At 73.3% G+C, this 19,726-nt stretch carries 13 protein-coding genes and 1 riboswitch; of the genes, 5 read left to right on the plus strand and 8 right to left on the minus strand.

Annotation, left to right across the window (positions count from 1 at the left end; genetic code table 11):
• Positions 1 to 162: 162 nt before the first annotated feature.
• The 3 genes from cbiE to IE207_RS30520 are packed head-to-tail and all read left to right on the plus strand — an operon-like array spanning position 163 to position 2,979.
• Complete coding sequence (gene cbiE, locus IE207_RS30510; RefSeq protein ID WP_190187574.1) at positions 163 to 1,431, plus strand: precorrin-6y C5,15-methyltransferase (decarboxylating) subunit CbiE; 1,269 nt, start codon at positions 163 to 165, stop codon at positions 1,429 to 1,431.
• Positions 1,428 to 2,177 (plus strand): precorrin-4 C(11)-methyltransferase, encoded by a 750-nt coding sequence (gene cobM / locus IE207_RS30515; protein WP_190187575.1) that lies wholly within the window; start codon positions 1,428 to 1,430, stop codon positions 2,175 to 2,177. Before cbiE ends, cobM begins: the two co-directional genes overlap by 4 nt.
• A complete protein-coding gene (locus IE207_RS30520; RefSeq protein ID WP_190187576.1) occupies positions 2,167 to 2,979 on the plus strand; it encodes a cobalt-precorrin-6A reductase in 813 nt (270 codons plus the stop codon). Before cobM ends, IE207_RS30520 begins: the two co-directional genes overlap by 11 nt.
• Positions 2,980 to 3,025: 46 nt before the next feature.
• Here the strand turns inward: IE207_RS30520 and IE207_RS30525 are convergent, their stop codons facing one another.
• From IE207_RS30525 to cobG, 3 genes are read right to left on the minus strand one after another with little or no spacing between them, the layout of a single operon-like run.
• Positions 3,026 to 4,531 (minus strand): precorrin-2 C(20)-methyltransferase, encoded by a 1,506-nt coding sequence (locus IE207_RS30525; protein ID WP_190187577.1) that lies wholly within the window; start codon positions 4,529 to 4,531, stop codon positions 3,026 to 3,028.
• The gene (locus tag IE207_RS30530; protein WP_190187578.1) at positions 4,528 to 5,175 is read right to left on the minus strand and encodes a precorrin-8X methylmutase; all 648 of its coding nucleotides are present in this window, start codon (positions 5,173 to 5,175) and stop codon (positions 4,528 to 4,530) included. The genes IE207_RS30525 and IE207_RS30530 overlap by 4 nt, the downstream gene beginning before the upstream one ends.
• Positions 5,172 to 6,494, minus strand: coding sequence for a precorrin-3B synthase (gene cobG, locus IE207_RS30535; RefSeq protein ID WP_190187579.1), 1,323 nt, complete (start codon positions 6,492 to 6,494; stop codon positions 5,172 to 5,174). The genes IE207_RS30530 and cobG overlap by 4 nt, the downstream gene beginning before the upstream one ends.
• A 522-nt stretch (positions 6,495 to 7,016) precedes the next feature.
• A riboswitch (cobalamin riboswitch) is annotated at positions 7,017 to 7,095 on the plus strand.
• A gap of 53 nt (positions 7,096 to 7,148) precedes the next feature.
• Between cobG and cobN the strand changes: the two genes are divergently transcribed.
• On the plus strand, positions 7,149 to 10,760 hold the full coding sequence (gene cobN / locus IE207_RS30540; RefSeq protein WP_190187580.1) for a cobaltochelatase subunit CobN: 3,612 nt from the start codon (positions 7,149 to 7,151) through the stop codon (positions 10,758 to 10,760).
• 292 nt (positions 10,761 to 11,052) lie between these two features.
• Complete coding sequence (locus tag IE207_RS30545; protein WP_190187581.1) at positions 11,053 to 13,269, plus strand: terpene synthase family protein; 2,217 nt, start codon at positions 11,053 to 11,055, stop codon at positions 13,267 to 13,269.
• 51 nt (positions 13,270 to 13,320) lie between these two features.
• Here the strand turns inward: IE207_RS30545 and IE207_RS30550 are convergent, their stop codons facing one another.
• The 5 genes from IE207_RS30550 to IE207_RS30570 all read right to left on the minus strand — a co-directional run bounded on the left by IE207_RS30550 (position 13,321) and on the right by IE207_RS30570 (position 19,572).
• Positions 13,321 to 14,553 (minus strand): GNAT family N-acetyltransferase, encoded by a 1,233-nt coding sequence (locus IE207_RS30550; protein ID WP_190187582.1) that lies wholly within the window; start codon positions 14,551 to 14,553, stop codon positions 13,321 to 13,323.
• A gap of 32 nt (positions 14,554 to 14,585) precedes the next feature.
• On the minus strand, positions 14,586 to 14,888 hold the full coding sequence (locus IE207_RS34390) for a glycoside hydrolase family 6 protein (RefSeq protein ID WP_268250216.1): 303 nt from the start codon (positions 14,886 to 14,888) through the stop codon (positions 14,586 to 14,588).
• Between the two features lie 535 nt (positions 14,889 to 15,423).
• Positions 15,424 to 16,662, minus strand: coding sequence for a YncE family protein (locus tag IE207_RS30560; RefSeq protein WP_190187583.1), 1,239 nt, complete (start codon positions 16,660 to 16,662; stop codon positions 15,424 to 15,426).
• 204 nt (positions 16,663 to 16,866) lie between these two features.
• Positions 16,867 to 18,030, minus strand: coding sequence for an XdhC family protein (locus tag IE207_RS30565; protein WP_190187584.1), 1,164 nt, complete (start codon positions 18,028 to 18,030; stop codon positions 16,867 to 16,869).
• A 78-nt stretch (positions 18,031 to 18,108) separates the two neighbouring features.
• Positions 18,109 to 19,572: an NCS2 family permease gene (locus IE207_RS30570; RefSeq protein ID WP_190187585.1), complete on the minus strand. Its 1,464-nt coding sequence runs from the start codon at positions 19,570 to 19,572 to the stop codon at positions 18,109 to 18,111.
• Positions 19,573 to 19,726: the final 154 nt, after the last annotated feature.

Raw genomic sequence — 19,726 nt, forward strand, 5'->3', positions numbered from 1 at the left:
CAGACCGGGCCACGGCACGGGCACGCCGGACACCGCAGTGGCAGGCCGGGCCACGGCACGGGCACGCCTGCGCGGCACCCGGTGCCACCCTGGTCCCGGGCCGGGTCGCCCCGCCCAGTAGGCTGCGGGTCCACCCGCTTCCCGTCCCCGAGGTTCCGCGCAGTGAGCTCCGCCGCACCCCCCCATCCCGTCACGGTCGTCGGCCTCGGCGCCGACGGCTGGACCGGGCTCACCGCCGCCGCGCGCTCCGCGCTGGCCACCGCCGAGGTGCTGATCGGCGGGCCCCGGCAGTTGGACCTGCTGCCGGCCGGGGAGTGCCCCGGTGAACGCGTCGCCTGGCCGAGCCCCCTGCGCCCGGCCGTGCCGAAGCTGATGGCCGAGCACGCCGGCCGCCGGATCGCCGTACTGGCCAGCGGCGACCCCATGTTCTACGGGATCGGCCGCGCCCTCGCCCAGGAGCTCGGCCCGCACGCCCTGCTGGTCCACCCGCACCCCTCCTCCGTCTCGTACGCGTGCGCCCGCCTGGGCTGGCCGGTGGAGGACACCGAGGTCGTCACGGTCGTCGGCCGTCCGGTCGCCCGGGTCGCGGCCGCGCTCTACGAGGGCCGACGGCTGCTGGTGCTGAGCGCCGGAGCGGCCTCCCCCGGCGAGATCGCCGCCCTGCTGCGGGAGCGGGGCTTCGGCCCCAGCCGGATGCGGGTGCTGGAACAGCTCGGCTCCGAGGACGAGAGCGCGTACGAGGGCCACGCCGACACCTGGGACCGCGCGCCCGGCGACCCCCTGAACGTGGTCGCCGTGGAGTGCCGTCGCGACCCGGGCGCCGAGGCGCCCCGGCTCGGCGCCACCCCCGGCCTGCCCGACACCGCGTACGAACACGACGGCCAGCTCACCAAACGGCACGTCCGCGCCGCGACCCTGTGCGCGCTCGCCCCGGCGCCTGGTGAACTGCTGTGGGACATCGGCGGCGGCTCGGGCTCGATCGGCATCGAGTGGATGCGTACGCACCCCTCCTGCCGCGCGGTGACCGTGGAACGGGTCCCGGAGCGGGCCGAGCGGATCGCCCGCAACGCGGCGGCGCTCGGTGTGCCGGGCCTTCGGGTGGTCACCGGCGCCGCCCCGGCGGCGCTGATCGGGCTGCCCGCCCCCGACGCGGTGTTCATCGGCGGCGGCCTGACCGCGCCGGGCCTGCTGGACGCGGCTTGGGCGGCGCTGGCGCCCGGCGGCCGGCTGGTGGCCAACACGGTCACCTTGGAGTCGGAGGCCGCACTGACCGACCGCTACCGCCGGCACGGCGGTGAACTGGTGAAGCTGGCCGTCGCGCACGCCGTGCCGGTCGGCGGCTTCACGGGCTGGCGGCAGGCGATGCCCGTCACCCAGTGGACCGTGACCAAGCCGTGGCCGGCGGCGACAGAGACGAGGGAACAGACATGACCGTGTACTTCATCGGAGCCGGCCCCGGCGCCGCCGACCTGATCACCGTGCGCGGAGCCCGCACCCTGGCGGCCGCCCCCGTCTGCCTGTACGCGGGCAGCCTGGTCCCGGACGAGCTGCTGGCCGAATGCCCGCCGGACGCCCGCCTGGTGGACACCTCGCAGCTCAACCTGGACCAGATCGTCGCCGAGTTCGTCCGGGCCCACGCCGCCGGCCAGGACGTGGCGCGGCTCCACTCCGGGGACCCGTCCGTCTTTTCAGCCGTCGCCGAGCAGATGCGCCGCCTCGACGCGGCCGGCATTCCCTACGAAGTCGTCCCCGGCGTACCGGCCTTCGCGGCGGCCGCGGCCGCGCTCAAGCGGGAGCTGACCGTCCCGACCGTGGGCCAGACCGTGATCCTGACCCGGATCGCCCAGCAGGCCACGCCGATGCCGCCCGGCGAGGACCTGGCCACGCTCGGCCGCAGTGGCGCCCTGCTCGTCCTGCACCTGGCCACCCGCTACGCGGAGCGCGTCGTGGGCGAACTGCTGCCGCACTACGGGGCCGACTGCCCGGCGGCGGTCGTCGCGATGGCCAGCCGCCCCGACGAGCTGATCCTGCGCGGCACCCTGGCCGACATCGCGGACCAGGTGAAGGCGGCCGGGCTGGTGCGCACCGCGGTGATCCTGGTGGGGCGCACCCTCGGCGCCGAGCAGTTCCGCGACAGCCACCTGTACTCCGCCGAGCGCGACCGGCATGCCTGCTGACGGCATGCATGCCGGACCCGCTCCCGGGCGGCACGTCCTGATCCTGGGCGGCACGACGGAGGCCCGCCGCCTCGCGGAGGCCCTGGAGCCGGGCCCGTACCGGGTGACGACCTCACTGGCGGGCCGGGTCGGCGCGCCGGTGCTGCCGCCGGGCGGGACGCGGATCGGCGGCTTCGGCGGCCCGGACGGCCTGGCGGCCTGGATCACCGCCCACGGGGTCACGCACCTGGTCGACGCCACCCACCCGTTCGCGGAGCGCATGAGCTTCAACGCGGCCCGGGCGGCGGCCGTTTCGGGGGTTCCGCTGCTGGCCCTGCGCCGTCCCGGCTGGACGGCGGGGCCCGGCGACGACTGGCGCTCCACGGACTCCCTCGCCGGGGCGGCGGCGCTGCTCCCGGGCCTCGGCGCACGGGTCTTCCTCACCACCGGCCGGCTGGGCCTGCACCACTTCGCACACCTCACCGAGCCCTGGTTCCTGGTGCGTTCGGTGGATGCCCCGGGTCCGCCCGCTCCCCCGCGCCTCGAAGTGCTGCTGGCCCGGGGCCCGTTCACCTTGGACGACGAACGGGAGCTGCTGGCCCGGCACCGGATCGACGTCCTGGTGACCAAGGACAGCGGCGGCGCCGCCACCGCCCCCAAACTCACCGCCGCCCGGGAGGCCGGGATCCCCGTGGTGGTGGTCCGCAGGCCCCCCGTACCGAAGGGGGTGGCGGAGACCGGGGCGGTTGCGGCGGTGCTGCGGTGGCTGGCCGGCGAGCAGCCCCACGAGCCGTCCCGCCGGACCCCGCCCGCAACGGCATGAGGGCCGGGACGTCCGTCCCGGCCCCCGGCGCCTCAGCCGATCACCCTCACGGGTAGCGGCGCGGGGTCCACGTCACACGGCTCCCGTCGGCCCGCTCCGTGACCTGGGTCTGTGACGACCCGATCAGCAGGATGGTCCGCATGTCCACTTCCTCCGGCACCAGTTCGCCGAGGGTGACGATCCGGACGGACTGCTCGGGGCCACCCACGTCACGCGCGACGACCACCGGGGTCAGCGGCGGGCGCAGTTCGAGCAGCAGCTCGCGGGCCTGCGCCACCTGCCAGGTCCGGCTGCGCGAGCCCGGGTTGTACAGGGCGAGCACCAGGTCGGCCTGCGCGGCGGACCGCAGCCGCTCGGCGATGACCTCCCAGGGCTTGAGCCGGTCGGACAGCGAGATGGTGGCGTAGTCGTGGCCCAGCGGGGCCCCCGCCGCCGCGGCGGCCGCGTTGGCCGCGGTCACCCCCGGCAGGACCCGTACCGGCACGTCCTTGTACTCGGCCTGCCCCGCGACCTCCAGGACCGCCGTGGCCATGGCGAAGACCCCGGGGTCACCGCCGGAGACCACGGCCACCCGCTTCCCGCGCCGGGCGAGGTCGAGGGCGAACTCGGCGCGCTCGGACTCCACCTTGTTGTCGGAGCCGTGCCGGACCTGGCCCGGCTTCACCGGCACCCGGTCCAGGTACGTGGTGTACCCGACGAGCACCTCGGCGTCCGCGAGCGCCCGCCGGGTCTGCGGGGTCAGCCACAGCGGCCCGGCCGGCCCGGTCCCGACGACCACGACCTCGCCGGGGCCGGACGGCACGCTGCCCGGGTTGCCGACGCGACTGGGCACGACGGCCACGGCGAAGTACGGCACGCTGTCCGGATCGGTGTCGGCGAGGACACCGGTACGCTCCCCCGCCATCGTGGCGCGCTCGACGTAGCGGGCCTCGGCGAGCCGGCCGCTGCCCTCCATGGCCCGCCGCACGGCGGGGAAGGTGCGCCCGAGCTTCATGACGACCGCCGAGTCGGTGGCGGCGAGCCGGGCGGTGAGCTCCTCCTCGGGCAGGGTGCCGGGCAGGATGGTCAGCACCTCCTCGCCCTCCACCAGCGGGGTGCCCAGCCGCGCGGCGGCGGCGCTCACGGAGGTCACCCCGGGGATCACCTCGGCCTCGTAGCGGTCGGCGAGCCGCTTGTGCATGTGCATGTAGGAGCCGTAGAAGAGCGGGTCGCCCTCCGCGAGCACGGCGACGGTCCGGCCGGCGTCCAGGTGCGCGGCGAGGCGGGCCGCGGAGGCCTCGTAGAACTCCTCCATGGCGCCCTGGTAGCCGCCGGGGTGGTCGGTGGTCTCGGTGGTGACCGGGTAGACCAGCGGTTCCTCGACGTGGTCGGCGCGCAGGTGCTTCGCGGCTATCGAGCGGGCGATGGACCGGCCGTGGCGCGCGGAGTGGTACGCGACGACGTCGGCCTCGGCGATCACCTCGACGGCCCGCAGGGTCATCAGGGAGGGGTCCCCGGGCCCGAGCCCCACGCCGTAGAGCTTTCCGGCGCCGGTGCTGTTCGCGGTGCTCATTCTTCCTCGCTCGCGATCGCGTTGACGGCGGCGGCCGCGATGGCGCTGCCACCGCGCCGGCCACGGACGATCAAGTGGTCCAGACGGGACGGGTGTTCGGCGAGCGCGTCCTTCGACTCCGCGGCCCCGATGAAGCCGACCGGGACTCCGATCACGGCGGCGGGGCGCGGCGCGCCCTCATCGATCATCTCCAGCAGCCGGAACAGCGCGGTGGGCGCGTTGCCGACGGCGATCACGGAGCCCTCCAACAGGCCGCGGTCGCGCCAGACTTCGAGCGCGGCGGCACTGCGGGTGGTGCCCATCTTGGCGGCGAGCGCCGGGACGGCCGGGTCGGAGAGGGTGCAGATGACGTCGTTGTCCGCGGGCAGCCGCTTGCGGGTGACGCCGCTCGCCACCATCTGTACGTCGCACAGGATCGGCGCGCCGGCGTTCAGGGCGGCCCGCGCCCGCAGCACGACGTCGGGCGTGTAGCCCAGGTCCTGCGGCAGGTCGGTCATCCCGCAGGCGTGGATCATGCGCACCGCGACCTGGGCGACCGAGGCGGGCAGCCCGGAGAGGTCCGCCTCGGCGCGGATCGTGGCAAAGGACTGGCGGTAGATCGCCGCGCCGTCCTTCTCGTACTCGAACACTGTGTACTCGCTCATTTCTTCGCTGCGTCGTGGGAGGTGGTGCGGCGTGCGTCGCTGAGGGCCGCGGCAAGGTCGGAGGGCTGTAGGCCGTGGCGCGGGGCGCGGCCCGGGGCGCGGAGGTCGTATCCGTCGGGGGTCGCGAGCACGTCGGCCCAGCCGGTGCCGCGCGGGTGTCCGCAGCGCCGTTCACATCCCGACCAGTGCACCGGCAGCGGTCCGGCCGCGAGGGCCGTGACGGCCCGCGCGTCGGCGCGCACGTCGCTGTGGGAGCGGGCGCACCCGGGCCGCCCCGTACAGGCGGTGACGGACCGCCGGGGGTCGGCGGGAGTGGTGATCAGCCCGGCGTCGGCGAGGACGGCGAGGGCGTCCGGTGCGGTGGTGGCGGTCAGTCCGGGGACGACGATGCCGCGCCAAGGGGTCAGGCGCAGCTGCCCGGCGAGGCCGGCGAGGCCCGCGAGGAGGTTCCACTGGGCGGTGGTGAGGCGTCCCAGGGGCGCGAGTACGGAAAGCGCGACGCTCGGCCCGTGCCCTTCGACCAGGCCGGGCTCCGGCGCGGCTCCCCGGGGCGCGGGGACGTCGGACACGACGGTCGCCTGCACTGCGGCGCCGTCCAGTCTCGCGGCCAACTCCCCGATTTGCAGAGCATGTTCAGAGTCCAGCTCGGCAACGCGCCAGGCCCGTGTCCCGGCCTGCCGTGCGGCGTCGAGGAAGTAGCGGGCGGCGAGCAGGGCGGCCCGGGGGGCGTCCGTCGCGGACACGAGCAGCCCGTCGCGGGCTCCGGCGGTCGTGAGCAGGGCGTGTTCGGGGCCCCGCGCCAGCAGGTTCACGTCGGCGTCGAGGGAACTCACGTCCCCGCGTCCGTCGTCCAGGGCGAACAGGAACCGCCCGGACAGCGCGACGGCCTCCTCGTCCCCGCACAGCAGCCGGTCCAGTTCCGCGACCCAGGGCGCCACATCGGGCAGCCCGCTGCGGTCGAGACCGGTCAGCGGCGAGGCGACGACGTTGCGCACCCGCTCGTGGGAGGCCGCGGGCAGCAGTCCGGCGTCGGTCAATACGCCCGCGAGCTCCCCTCCGCACACCGCACCCAGCCCGCGCAGCTGTACGTTGCCGCGCGAGGTGAGATCGATGTGCCCGTCACCGAGCCGGTCCGCCGCACCGGCGAGCAATCCGGCCGCCCGCGCCCCGAGCATCCCGCCGGGTATCCGCACCCGGGCGAGGAACCCGTCGTCCGCCGGGTGCAGCCGCAACGCACCGGGACATGCGTCGCCGCGATCCCGTATGACGGGTTCATCCCGCGATGCGGCGGAAGGCGGCTGTGACATGGCCGCGAGCATACCTACGTTTCCCCACCCCCGACCTGTGTCCACCGCCACCCCGCCCCCCAGCCCGGGCCGAAATCAGCCCCGCCGCCGTTCGAGGCGCCAACCCCAGCCCCGCCGCCGTTCGAGGCGCCAACCCCAGCCCCGCCGGCGATTGAGGCGCGGGGGCCCGGGGGCAGAGCCCCCGCAACGACCCGCACCCGCCCGCGGACCCGCACCCCCCGCCCCCCGGCCCCCCGGCCGCCCGCCGCCAACCCCAGCCCCGCCGGCGATTGAGGCGCGGGGGCCCGGGGCAGAGCCCCCGCAACGACCCGCACCCGCCCGCGGACCCGCACCCCCAGGCCCCCGGCCCCCCGGCCGCCCGCCGCCAACCCCAGCCCCGCCGCCGTTCGAGGCGCGGGGGCCGGGGGCAGAGCCCCCGCAACGACCCGCACCCGCCCGCGGACCCGCACCCGCACCCGCACCCCCCGCCACCACCACCTAAGATGACCCCCGGCGGAGCCACACGGCCCGCCACCGCCGAGGACGGCGACATGGGAGGAAGCCCGGTGCGATTCCGGCGCGGTCCCGCCACTGTGAACCCCGCGGAACAACCGACAGGGTGAGTCAGGAACTCCCGCCGTCCACACTGCCCGGGGCGCGGAAACCCCGAGGAAGGCCTGCCGCCGCATGATCCTGCTGCTGTCGACGTCCGACACCGATCTGCTCAGCGCCCGCGCCGCCGCCAACGGCCCCGTCCCGTACCGGTTCGCGAACCCCTCCCGCCTTCCCCTCGACGACCTGCCCGCCCTCCTCGACGGAGTCGACCTGGTCGTCGTACGCCTCCTCGGCGGCCTGCGCGCCTGGCAGGACGGCCTGGACCTGCTCCTGGCCCCCGGCCAGCACCGCCCGGTCGTGGTCCTGACCGGCGAACAGGCCCCGGACGCCCAGCTGATGGAGGCCTCCACCGTCCCCATCGGCATCGCCGCCGAAGCCCACGGCTACCTCGCCCACGGCGGCCCCGCCAACCTCGACCAGCTGGCCCGCTTCCTCTCCGACACCGTGCTCCTCACCGGCCACGGCTTCGAGCCCCCCGCCGCCGCCCCCACCTGGGGCCCCCTGGAGCGCACCCCGGCCGGTACCACCGGTCCCCGCATCGCCGTGCTGTACTACCGCGCGCACCAGATGAGCGGCAACACCGCCTTCGTGCACGCCCTGTGCGAGGCCATCGAGGCCCACGGCGCCCAGCCGCTCCCCCTCTACGTCTCCTCCCTGCGCGCCCCGGAGCCGGAACTGCTCACCGCCCTGGAGTCGGCGGACGCCATCGTCACCACCGTCCTCGCGGCGGGCGGCACGAAGCCCGCCACCGCCTCGGCCGGCGGCGACGACGAGTCGTGGGACGCCGGCGCCCTGGCCGCGATCGGCGTGCCGATCCTCCAGGCCCTGTGCCTGACCGGCTCCCGCAGCACGTGGGAGGAGAACGACGAGGGCCTCTCCCCGCTGGACGCCGCCACCCAGGTCGCCGTCCCCGAGTTCGACGGCCGTCTGATCACCGTCCCGTTCTCCTTCAAGGAGCTCGACGACGACGGCCTGCCCGCCTACGTGGCCGACCCCGAGCGAGCCGCCCGGGTCGCGGGAATCGCCGTACGCCACGCCCGGCTGCGCCACATCGAGCGTCGCGACAAGAAGGTCGCGCTGGTCCTTTCCGCGTACCCGACCAAGCACTCCCGCATCGGCAACGCGGTCGGCCTGGACACCCCCGCCAGCGCCGTCGCGCTCCTGCGCACCCTCATCGCGGCGGGCTACGACTTCGGTCCGGCCGCCGACATCCCGGGCCTGGTCTCCGGCGACGGGGACGAGCTGATCCGCGCCCTGATCGAGGCCGGCGGCCACGACCAGGACTGGCTCACCGAAGAGCAGCTGGCCCGCAACCCCGTACGCATCCCGGCCGCCGACTACAAGCGGTGGTTCGCCCAGCTCCCCGCCGACCTGCGCGACAGCGTCAACGAGCACTGGGGCGAGGCGCCCGGCAACATGTTCGTGGACCGCTCCGCCAACCCCGAGGGCGACATCGTCCTCGCGGCGCTGCGCCGCGGGAACCTCCTGATCCTCATCCAGCCGCCGCGCGGTTTCGGCGAGAACCCGATCGCGATCTACCACGACCCGGACCTGCCGCCGTCGCACCACTACCTGGCCGCGTACCGCTGGATCCAGGCCCGCGCGGAAGACGGCGGTTTCGGCGCGGACGCGATGATCCACCTCGGCAAGCACGGGAACCTCGAATGGCTTCCGGGCAAGAACGCCGGCCTCTCCGCCTCCTGCGCCCCGGACGCCGCCCTCGGCGACCTGCCCCTCGTCTACCCGTTCCTCGTCAACGACCCGGGCGAGGGCACGCAGGCCAAGCGCCGCGTGCACGCCACCCTGGTCGACCACCTGGTGCCGCCGATGGCGCGCGCGGAGTCGTACGGCGACATCGCCCGCCTCGAACAGCACCTGGACGAGTACGCGCAGATCAGCGCCATGGACCCGGCGAAGCTGCCCGCCATCCGCGCGCAGATCTGGACGCTGATCCAGGCGGCGAAGCTCCACCACGACCTGGGCCTCGAAGAGCGCCCCGACGACGAGGGCTTCGACGACTTCCTCCTCCACGTCGACGGCTGGCTCTGCGAGGTCAAGGACGCGCAGATCCGCGACGGACTCCACGTCCTGGGCGGCGCCCCGACCGGTGAGGCCCGCGTCAACCTGGTTCTGGCGATCCTGCGCGCCCGCCAGATCTGGGGCGGCACGACGGCCCTGCCGGGCCTGCGCGAGGCACTCGGCCTGGACGAGTCCGCGGCGACCCGCACCTCGGCGGACGCGGTGGAGGAGCAGGCCCGCGCCCTGGTCCAGGCGATGGAGGACGCGGACTGGGACCCGTCGGCGGTGGCTCCGGTCGCCGCACCGTACTCGGCGGACGTCGCGGCGGTGCTGGACTTCGCCGCCCGGGAGGTGGTCCCCCGCCTGGCCGGCACCACGGACGAGATCGCCCACGTCGTCGCCGCCCTCGACGGCCGGTTCATCCCGGCGGGCCCCTCGGGCTCGCCGCTCCGCGGCCTGGTCAATGTCCTGCCGACCGGCCGCAACTTCTACTCGGTGGACCCCAAGGCCGTCCCCTCCCGCCTCGCGTGGGAGACGGGCCAGGCCCTGGCCGACTCGCTCCTGACCCGCTACCGCACGGACAACGGCGAGTGGCCGGCCTCCGTAGGCCTCTCCCTCTGGGGCACGAGCGCGATGCGCACGGCGGGCGACGACGTCGCGGAAGCCCTGGCCCTGCTCGGCATCCGCCCGGTCTGGGACGAGGCCTCGCGCCGCGTCACGGGCGTCGAGCCCATCCCCCTCGCGGAACTCGGCCGCCCCCGCATCGACGTCACCCTGCGCATCTCGGGCTTCTTCCGCGACGCGTTCCCGCACGTCATCGCCCTCCTGGACGACGCGGTCCGGCTGGCGGCCTCGCTGGACGAACCGCCCTCCGAGAACTACATCCGCGCCCACGCCCAAGCGGACCTGTCCCTCCACGGGGACGAACGCCGCGCCACCACCCGTATCTTCGGCTCGCGCCCGGGCACGTACGGCGCCGGCATCCTCCAGCTGATCGACTCCCGCGACTGGCGCACGGACGCCGACCTCGCGGAGGTCTACACGGTCTGGGGCGGATACGCCTACGGCCGCGGCCTGGAGGGCCGCCCGGCCCGCGCCGAGATGGAGACCGCCTACAAGCGGATCACCGTAGCCGCGAAGAACACGGACACGCGCGAGCACGACATCGCGGACTCCGACGACTACTTCCAGTACCACGGCGGCATGGTCGCCACCGTCCGCGCCCTGCGCGGCACGGCCCCCGAGGCCTACATCGGCGACTCCACCCGCCCCGAGACCGTCAAGACCCGCACCCTGGTCGAAGAGACCTCGCGCGTCTTCCGCGCCCGCGTCGTGAACCCCAAGTGGATCGAGGCGATGCGCCGCCACGGCTACAAGGGCGCCTTCGAACTCGCGGCGACGGTGGACTACCTCTTCGGCTACGACGCCACCACCGGCGTCATCGCCGACTGGATGTACGACAAGCTCACGGAAACCTACGTCCTGGACCCCGAGAACCGCGCCTTCCTCGAACAGGCCAACCCCTGGGCCCTCCACGGCATCGCGGAACGCCTCCTCGAAGCCGAATCCCGCGGCATGTGGGAAAAGCCGGACCCCCAGATCCTCGAATCCCTCCGCGAGGTCTACCTCTCCACAGAGGGCACCCTCGAAGCCGACTCCGAATAACCCCCACCCGCACTCCCTCAAGGGCCCCGGACGTCCCACCGCCCGGGGCCCGCCCCATTTCGGGGAAGGCACCACCGCGTCGAGAGGGATGCAGCGCCGGATGGATCCGCGGTGTCACGGCCTCCATAACGGCCGTACGGCCTGGGCGTTCGGTGAACGGGGACTTCGTCACCTGATGCGGTGAACCGGGACTTGGCGGGTGGGCGGGCGGGGTAGGGCAGTGCTGATCTCGTGCGGGGGGCCGGGTCTGGGAGGGCCCTCCGCGCCCTCGGACGGAAAGGTCCTACCCGCCGTGACACAGCCGTTTCGACTGCCGGATTTCTACGTGCCCTATCCGGCGCGACTGAACCCGCACCTGGAGGCCGCCAGAGCCCACGCCAAGCAGTGGGCCCGCGACTTCGAGATGCTGGAGGGGTCCGGCGTCTGGGAGGAAAGGGACCTCGACTCGCACGACTACGCGCTGCTGTGCGCCTACACCCACCCCGACTGCGACAGCGACGCGTTGAGTCTGATCACCGACTGGTACGTGTGGGTGTTCTTCTTCGACGACCACTTCCTGGAGACGTACAAGCGCTCCCAGGACCGTGCGGGCGCCAAGAAGTACCTCGACGGCCTGGCCGCCTTCATGCCCATGGACCTGGCCGACGGCTTCCCCGAGCCGGCCAATCCCGTCGAGGCGGGGCTGCGGGACCTATGGCTGCGGACCGTGCCCGCCATGTCGATGGACTGGCGGGAACGATTCTCCCGCTCGACGAAGAACCTCCTCGACGAGTCGATGTGGGAACTCGCCAACATCGACATCGGCAGGGTGGCGAACCCGCTCGAATACATCGAGATGCGCCGCAAGGTCGGCGGCGCCCCCTGGTCTGCCGGACTGATCGAGTACGTGTCCGCCGAAGTCCCGGCGCGGGTCGCGCACTCGCGCGCCCTCGGTGTGCTGCGGGACGCCTTCTCCGACGCCGTGCACATCAGGAACGACATCTTCTCCTACGAGCGCGAGGTCGGCGACGAAGGCGAACTGTCCAACGCCATCCTGGTGTTGGAGACGTTCCTCGGCTGCACCACCCAAGAGGCCGCCGAATCCGCCAACGACCTCCTCACCTCCCGCCTCCAGCAGTTCGAGCAGACCGCACTCACCGAACTCCCCCAGCTCTTCGCCGACCACGCCATGGACCCCGCCGAGATCGCGGCCGTACTCGCCTACGCCAAGGGCCTCCAGGACTGGCAGTCCGGCGGCCACGAGTGGCACATGGTCTCCAGCCGCTACATGAACAAGGAGGCCCGGGCCACCGCCCCGCTCTCCCTGCCGTTCCTCCCGAGCGGCCTCGGCACCACCGCCCTCGACGTCCGCTCGGTGCTGGATCCCCGCGCGATGGAGCTGCGCCGGCGCAGCTTCACCCGTGTCCCGTACGAGCGGACGGGCCCTTCCGTCATCCCGGACATCTACATGCCGCACCGGCTCAGCCTCAGCCCCCACCTGGCTCACGCGCGGGAGGCGTCGGTGGCGTGGGCGCGGCGCACGGGCCTGCTGGACCCCCAGCCGGGCGATCCCGGCTCGGCGATCTGGACCGAGGAGAAGCTGCGCGGCTACGACTTCGCCCTGTGCTCGGCCGGCATCGACCCCGACGCCACCGCCGAGGCGCTGGCGCTGAACGCCTCGTGGCTGACCTGGGGCACGTACGGAGACGACTACTACCCGGTGGTGTTCGGGCGCGGCAAGAACCCGGCCGCCGCCAAAGCCACGACGGCCCGTCTGATCTCCATGGTCCCCGTCGACCTCGTCGAGCAGCCCGAGCCGGTCACCGCCATCGAGCGCGGCCTCGCCGACCTGTGGGTGCGCACCGCCGCCGGCATGTCCGCCGGACAGCGCACCGAGTTCAGGGCGGCGCTCGTGGACATGCTGGAGGGCTGGCTGTGGGAGCTGGACAACCAGATCCAGAACCGCGTCCCGGACCCGGTGGACTACGCCGAGATGCGCCGCCACACCTTCGGCTCGCACCTCACGATGTACCTGTGCCGCCTCGGCCACCAGGGGCGGGGCGTCCCGGAAGAGATCTACTCCTCGGGCACCATCCGGTCGTTGGAGAACGCCGTCGCGGACGCGGCGTGCCTGATCAACGACATTTTCTCGTACCAGAAGGAAGTGGAGTTCGAGGGGGAGGCCCACAACTATATTGTGATCACCAGGAACTTCTTCGGCATCGGCTATCCGGAGGCACTGCACATCTGCCACCAGCTGATGACCCGGCGTACGGAGGAGTTCGAGCACATCGTCGCCGGCCAACTGCCGCTGCTCTACGAGGACTGGAGGCTGGGCGAGGAGGCCCGGGCCGCCATGGACGCGTACGTACGTGAACTGCAGGACTGGCACGCGGGCATCCTGAACTGGCACCGGAAGATCCGCCGTTACCGCCCGCAGGACCTGCGGCGACTGCCGGACGCACTGTCCACGGGGGTCTGGGACTCCGCGTTCGGCATGTCGGCGGCCCGGATCTCCCTGCCCGCCTGACCCCCGCGGAGCGGGGGCGGACCGCTCGCCCGCCCCCGCTCCCGGGCCCTGTCAGAACTCGTCGGCGGTGTGCGGCAGCAGCGATGTCCGCAGCGCCGCGTCCAGTGCCGCCGCGGCGCCCGGGGTGTGTTCCCCCACCAGCCCGGCCGCGACCAGTTCGGTGAGCCGGGTGCCGCCGAGGTAGGCCGCGGCCAGCTCCCGTACGTCCAGGGTCAGGTCCGGGCCGGATCCGGACCGCTCGTAGGCGGCCCCCTGCGGCCCCGCCTTGAGCCGGAACCGTCCGGCGTTCGCGGGCAGCCGTACGTCGGCCAGCTCCAGCACCACCTCCACCGGGGCGGCCCACGCCCGGGCGGTCAGCGCGGCCCGTACGTCGACCAGGCGCAGCCACAGCGCCGGGAACAGGCCGGTCACCCGCACCTGGTCCCGGTCGGCGGCGAAGTGCAGCAGCGGGTCGTCCGGCGGGCGGCCCCAGGCCCGCACCGTGCCGGTCAGGTCGAGGGAGGCGACGCAGCTCCACAGGGCGGCGGCGACCTGCGGGGAGTCGGCTTCCAGCTCGTCCACGCGGACCTCGCCCGGGCTGCGCAGCGGGCCGCCGTCCTGCACGGGCTTCGTGCGGTAGAGCACGTAGCCCGCGATCGGTTCGCCGGGGGCGCCCGAGGCGATGATCCTGGGCGGGCTGAACCCCTCGTCCTCCTCGTCCTCCTCGCAGAGCCACCCGTCCGTCCAGCGCTCGGGGCTGCGGCTGGGGCGGCCGGCCCGGGTCCCGCGGGCGGCCTCGTGGTACGGGCCGATCACGTCGGGGGCGTCGGCCGGGTCGACCAGCCGCAGCGGGCGCCGGTCCGGCTCGACGCGCAGGGCCAGCGGCCTCGTCGAGTCGATCTCGACGGTCGCGCCGTGGGTGGCGCTGCCGAAGCCGAACCTGCCGTAGATGGCTGCCTCCGAGGCCCACAGCGCGGCGATGGGGGCGCCCTCGGCGGCGGTACGGGACAGTTGCTCGTGCATGAGCGCGCTGAGCACGCCGCGGCGGCGGTGGGTGGGGGCGACGGCGACGAAGGTGAGTCCGGGGCAGGGCAGGTCCGCGCCGGGCACCGAGAGCCGGAAGTCGTGCGCGGCCATGAAGCCGACGAGGGCGTCGCCGTCGTAGGCGCCGATCCGCCCGCACCGGGTCAGCAGCGTGTGGTGGCGCTCGCGCGCCTCCTTCCCCGGACGGTCGTGGAAGGCGAGGTACGCGAGCTCCAGCGCGCGGTCGATGTCGGCCTCGGGTACCGCACGGATGTCCACCATGATCCGCAGACTAATCGGTCATCGGGGACCGCTCACCTCATAATGGCCGGATTCGCCGGTCTGGCCAGTTCCAGTGCCTGTTCGGGGAACCCAGTACCGGCCGGGGGGCCACGGTGCCGCGCTCCGGGTCCCGGGGACCGGCCGTTCCGCGCAGGCAGGCGCCGTCGGACTCCCCCGGGGGTCTCGATCCACGGCTTGGCGTCGTGCAGCCGGTCACCGGTGGGGGTGGTGGGGCGGGCTCCGAGGCCCCGGCCGGGCGGGCTGCACCGGTCCTGCGGCTCGCGGTACCCGCCTCGGTGGAGGCGAGACGGGCCGAAACGAGCACGGCGAACCAGGAGTTCGCCCCGTCGGGGTGGTGGCTGGAGACGTTGACGGCGAAGCCGGTGGCGCGGTCGATCCCCGCGTCGCGCAGGCGGGGCACGATGCTGTTGACGGTGCGCCGGCCGGCGTGGCCGGTGTCGAGGTACACGTCGGTGCCGGGGCCGGCCTCCGGCGCGTCCACCGCGTACCGGATCTCCGCGAAGCGGGCATCGGTACGCGCCCGGGCGAGCTCACCCGGGCGCTCGCCCGGGCCGGCGGCCGCCGGCACTGCACGGCCGCGGCCGGGTTGGCGGCGGGTACGAACAGCGCCCGCTCGGCGCCGGGCGGGCCGGGCTCGGCGGCGGCCCCGATGGCGGCCGCCCCGATGACGGCGGTGGGGGCGGCCGGCGCGGCGCACGCGGCCGCCAACAGGGCCGTACGTACGAGCAGTCGGCGGCGCATGACTCGGACGCCGGCTCGGCGGGCGAGGCCGGGTCAAGTACCGCTACCCGCCCGGGTGCCGCCCCGGCTCCGCGTACGGGCGCACGGGCGTACGGCGGTACGTACGCGTCAGCGCGCCGCCGGTCCGCTCCAGCCGGCCGGGACGTGCCCGAGCCTGACCCGCTGCGGATGGTCACCGACCGGGACGGAGACCCGCTTGGTCCCGGTGGCGAAGTCGATGGCGGTGACCCGGTCGGCGCCGCTCTCGGAGATCACGCAGGCGCTTCCGTCACCGTCGACGGTGGCCCAGTACGGCTTCACGGCGGCCACGGGCGGGGCTTCGGTGAGCGTGGCCCGGTCCACGACCGTCGCGTAGTCGTCCATGGTGCCGGCGACGCAGAGCTTCGCGCCGTCGGGGCTCATCGACAGGCCGTGGTGGCGCGAGTCGTTGACCCAGGTGGTGCGGTCGGTGCTGGTGGCGGGGTTGCCCGGCAGTTCCTTGATCCGGGTGATCCGGTCCGTGGCCACGTCGTACTCGACCATCCCGTTGAAGAAGGACACCTGGAAGTAGAGCTTCGACTCGTCCGGGCTGAACGACATGGGCCGCACGGCGTCCGAGAGGTCCGGGCGGCCGAAGGCGTCCAGACGCTCGCGCATGTCGATCACCCGGACGGTGCGGAAGGTCTGGGTGTCGACGACCGTGATCTTCCGGTCGCCCTTCGTCCAGTCCAGCCAGGGCGCGTCCAGGGCGGAGGTCACGTCACCGATGGAGCTGTTCCACAGGTAACGGCCGCCCTGCGTGAAGGTGTTCTCGTGCGGCTTGTCCCCGGTGGTGAAGGAGCCGACCTGCCGGCCGGTGGCGATGTCGAGCACGTGCACGGTGTTGGCGGTCGAGGCGGAGACGGCGACGCGGGTGCCGTCCGGAGACAGCGCCATGTGGTCGGCGCGGTACCCGGCCACGGGGAAGCGCCAGTTGATCCGTCCGGTGCGGACGTCGATGGAGACCACGTCGGCGAAGCTGGGCCGGGAGGCGACGACCGCGGAGCCGTCCGGCGTGGTGTACATGTCGTCCACGAACTGGTCGTGGCCCTCGCCCGCCGTGGCGCGGATCCCGAGGAAGAAGCCGAGCTTCACCGGGTTGAGGTAGATCTCCCGCAGCCGCTCGTCCTTGTCGGGGATCACGTTGATCCGGCCGACCTTGGCGAGGTCGCCGGTGGAGGCGAGCACGTCGGCGGTGCCCTCCCAGTTGTTCCCGACGAACAGCACCTCTCGTGGCGCGGAGCCGGGCTGCGGTGCGGGCGCCGCGCCGAGCGTGGCCGCGGCCAGTACGCAGGCGGCGAGCAGGGTACGTGCGGGGAACCGGGGCATTCGCTCAACTCCGTTACGGGAAGGCGCTGTTACCGGCCGGTAAAAATAGGTGCAACCCCGGAAGGGCGCAACCCCCACGCAGCCACCGCGCGACCTTCCACGCAACCCCCACACAGCCACCACGCAGCGCCGGGGTCCGTCCTCGCGCCACGCCTCTTGCGGCACGCCGGGCACGCCGGAGCGAGCCCGTACGGCGTCCGCAGGTCAGGCGACGGAACCGATCCGGCCCGCCACCGTCTGCGAACCGTCCCGGTGGATCGGTATCCAGCCACCGGTGAGGGCCGTGCCGGAGCCGCCCCGCCGGTTGGCGACGATCTCGGCGGCAATGGACAGCGCCGTCTCCTCCGGGGAGCGGGCGCCGAGGTCCAGGCCGATCGGGGAGCGCAGCCGGGCGAGTTCCAGTTCGGTGACGCCGGCCTCGCGCAGGCGCTTGTTGCGGTCCTCGTGCGTGCGGCGCGAGCCCATGGCCCCGACGTACGCGACGGGCAGCCTCAGGGCCGTCTCCAGGAGCGGGACGTCGAACTTGGCGTCGTGGGTGAGCACGCACAGGACGGTCCGGGTGTCGAGGGTGCCCGTCTCCACCTGGGCTTCCAGGTAGCGGTGCGGCCAGTCGACCACGACCTCGTCCGCGTCGGGGAAACGATTCTTCGTGGCGAACACCGGACGGGCGTCGCACAGGGTCACGTGGTAGCCGAGGAACTTGCCGATCCGTACCAGGGCGGACGCGAAGTCGATGGCGCCGAAGACGATCATCCTCGGGGGCGGGACGCTGGACTCGACGAGCACCTTGAGCGGCTCTCCGCAGAGCCGGCCGTCGGCGCCGATCTCCAGCACGCCGGTCCTGCCGGCGTCCATCATGGCGCGGGTCTCTTCGGCGACGGTGCGGTCCAGCTCGGGGTGGGCGCCGAAGCCGCCCTCGTACGAGCCGTCGCCGAGGACGGCCAGCGCCCGGCCCATCAGCTCCGCCGGGCCTTCGGCGATACGGGCGACCGCCGCCGCCTCCCCACGGGCGGCGGTGGCCACCACGGCCGCGAGCACCTTCCGTACGGGAGAGCCCACGGGAACCGGGGTGACGAGGATGTCGATGACTCCGCCGCAGGTCAGACCCACGGCGAAGGCGTCGTCGTCGCTGTAGCCGAAGCGCTCGGTGACGCTCTCGCCGTCCTCCAGGGACTGCCGGCACAGCTCGTACACCGCGCCCTCCACGCATCCACCGGACACCGAACCGATCACCGTTCCCTCGCCGTCGACGGCGAGGGCCGCCCCGGGCTGCCGGGGCGCGCTGCCACCGACCGCCACGACCGTGGCGACGGCGAAGTCACGACCCTGCTCGACCCACCGGTTGAGTTCTTCGGCGATGTCCAGCATGTTCGGCCTCCTCGGAGGGTTCCCGTATTCGGTTCCAGTATCGGATGCGTGGAGGTCAGGTGCCGGTCACGGGCCCGACTACTTCACGCCGAGCCAGCCCTCGATCGGGTGGAGCGAGAAGAAGACGACGAAGATGACGGTCAGCGCCCACATGAACGCACCGATCTCGCGTGCCTTGCCTTGCGCGACCTTGATCGCCACGTAGGAGATCACACCGGCGGCGACACCGGCCGTGATCGAGTAGGTGAACGGCATGAGCACCACGGTCAGGAAGACCGGGATGGCGGTCGAGCTGTCGGCCCAGTCCACGTGGCGGGCGTTCTGCATCATCATCGCGCCGATGACGACCAGGGCCGCGGAGGCGACCTCACCCGGGACGATCTGCGTGATCGGGGTGAAGAAGAGGCAGGCGGCGAAGAACAGGCCGGTCACGACGGAGGCGAGACCCGTACGGGCCCCTTCACCGACGCCGGTCGCGGACTCGACGAACACGGTCTGGCCGGAGCCGCCCGCGATGCCGCCGATGGCGCCACCGGCACCGTCGATGAACAGCGCCTTGGACAGGCCCGGCATGCGGCCCTGGTCGTCGGCGAGCTTGGCCTCGGTGCCGACGCCGATGATGGTGGCCATCGCGTCGAAGAAGCCGGCGAGGACGAGGGTGAAGACGATCATGCCGACCGTCATGACGCCGACGTCGCCCCAGCCGCCGAACTCGACCTTGCCGAAGAGCGAGAAGTCGGGCATGGAGACCGCGGAGCCGGAGAGCTCGGGCGCGCCGTTCTTCCAGGCCTTCGGGTCGACGTTCGCGACGGCGTTGATGATCGCCGCCACGACGGTTCCGCCGACGATGCCGATCAGGATCGCGCCGCGGACCTTGCGGGCCTGGAGCATGAAGATGGCCAGCAGGGTCAGGCAGAAGACGAAGACGGGCCAGCCGGAGAGCTGACCGGCGGCGCCCAGGGTGACGGGAGGAGCGAACTCCGCGCCGTTTCCGACGAAGCCGGCCTTGTAGAGGCCGATCAGGGCCACGAACAGGCCGATGCCCATCGTGATGCCGTGCTTGAGCGCGAGCGGGATCGCGTTCATGATCATCTCTCGGAGGCCGGTGACGACCAGGAGACAGATCACGACGCCGTACATCACGCACATGCCCATGGCCTGCGGCCAGGTCATCTGGGGCGCGACCTGCGAGGACAGCACGCCCGAGACCGAGAGGCCGGCCGCGAGGGCGAGCGGCACCTTGCCGACGAAGCCCATGAGGAGCGTGGTCAGGGCCGCGGCGAAGGCCGTGGCCGTGATCAGGGCCTTCTGGCTCATGGTGTCTCCGGCGGCGTCCTTGCCGGAGAGGATCAGCGGGTTGAGCAGGAGGATGTACGCCATGGCCATGAAGGTCGTGACGCCGCCACGAATCTCATTTCCGACGTTGGACCCTCTGTGGGTTATGTGAAAGTACCGGTCGAGCCAAGAACGCCCGGCGGGGGTGCGAGAGCCGTCGCCGGCCTCTTCCGCGGTGGTCTTGGGCTCCACAGACGACTGGGTCATGGTGCCTAACTCCCAAGGTTCATAGGGGCACCCGCATGGGGATTGGAGACGCGGGATTTGGGATGGTGCGTTTGGCTGCACGACCCGGGGTGACGGCCCGAGGCGACGCGATGGTTACTGCGGTGATGCGGTGCTGCGGTACTGCATGGGGGGT

Source organism: Streptomyces cirratus, assembly GCF_014650775.1.
Lineage (GTDB): Bacteria > Actinomycetota > Actinomycetes > Streptomycetales > Streptomycetaceae > Streptomyces > Streptomyces cirratus.

Excerpts from the sequence above, each read along its gene's own strand:
- cobM (WP_190187575.1), top strand. The coding sequence starts at position 1,428 with ATGACCGTGTACTTCATCGGAGCCGGCCCCGGCGCCGCCGACCTGATC.
- IE207_RS30565 (WP_190187584.1), bottom strand. The coding sequence starts at position 18,030 with ATGCTGGACATCGCCGAAGAACTCAACCGGTGGGTCGAGCAGGGTCGT.
- IE207_RS30530 (WP_190187578.1), bottom strand. The coding sequence starts at position 5,175 with ATGAGCGAGTACACAGTGTTCGAGTACGAGAAGGACGGCGCGGCGATC.
- IE207_RS30550 (WP_190187582.1), bottom strand. The coding sequence starts at position 14,553 with ATGGTGGACATCCGTGCGGTACCCGAGGCCGACATCGACCGCGCGCTG.
- IE207_RS30560 (WP_190187583.1), bottom strand. The coding sequence starts at position 16,662 with ATGCCCCGGTTCCCCGCACGTACCCTGCTCGCCGCCTGCGTACTGGCC.
- IE207_RS30525 (WP_190187577.1), bottom strand. The coding sequence starts at position 4,531 with ATGAGCACCGCGAACAGCACCGGCGCCGGAAAGCTCTACGGCGTGGGG.
- IE207_RS30520 (WP_190187576.1), top strand. The coding sequence starts at position 2,167 with ATGCCTGCTGACGGCATGCATGCCGGACCCGCTCCCGGGCGGCACGTC.
- cobG (WP_190187579.1), bottom strand. The coding sequence starts at position 6,494 with ATGCTCGCGGCCATGTCACAGCCGCCTTCCGCCGCATCGCGGGATGAA.
- cobN (WP_190187580.1), top strand. The coding sequence starts at position 7,149 with ATGATCCTGCTGCTGTCGACGTCCGACACCGATCTGCTCAGCGCCCGC.
- IE207_RS30570 (WP_190187585.1), bottom strand. The coding sequence starts at position 19,572 with ATGACCCAGTCGTCTGTGGAGCCCAAGACCACCGCGGAAGAGGCCGGC.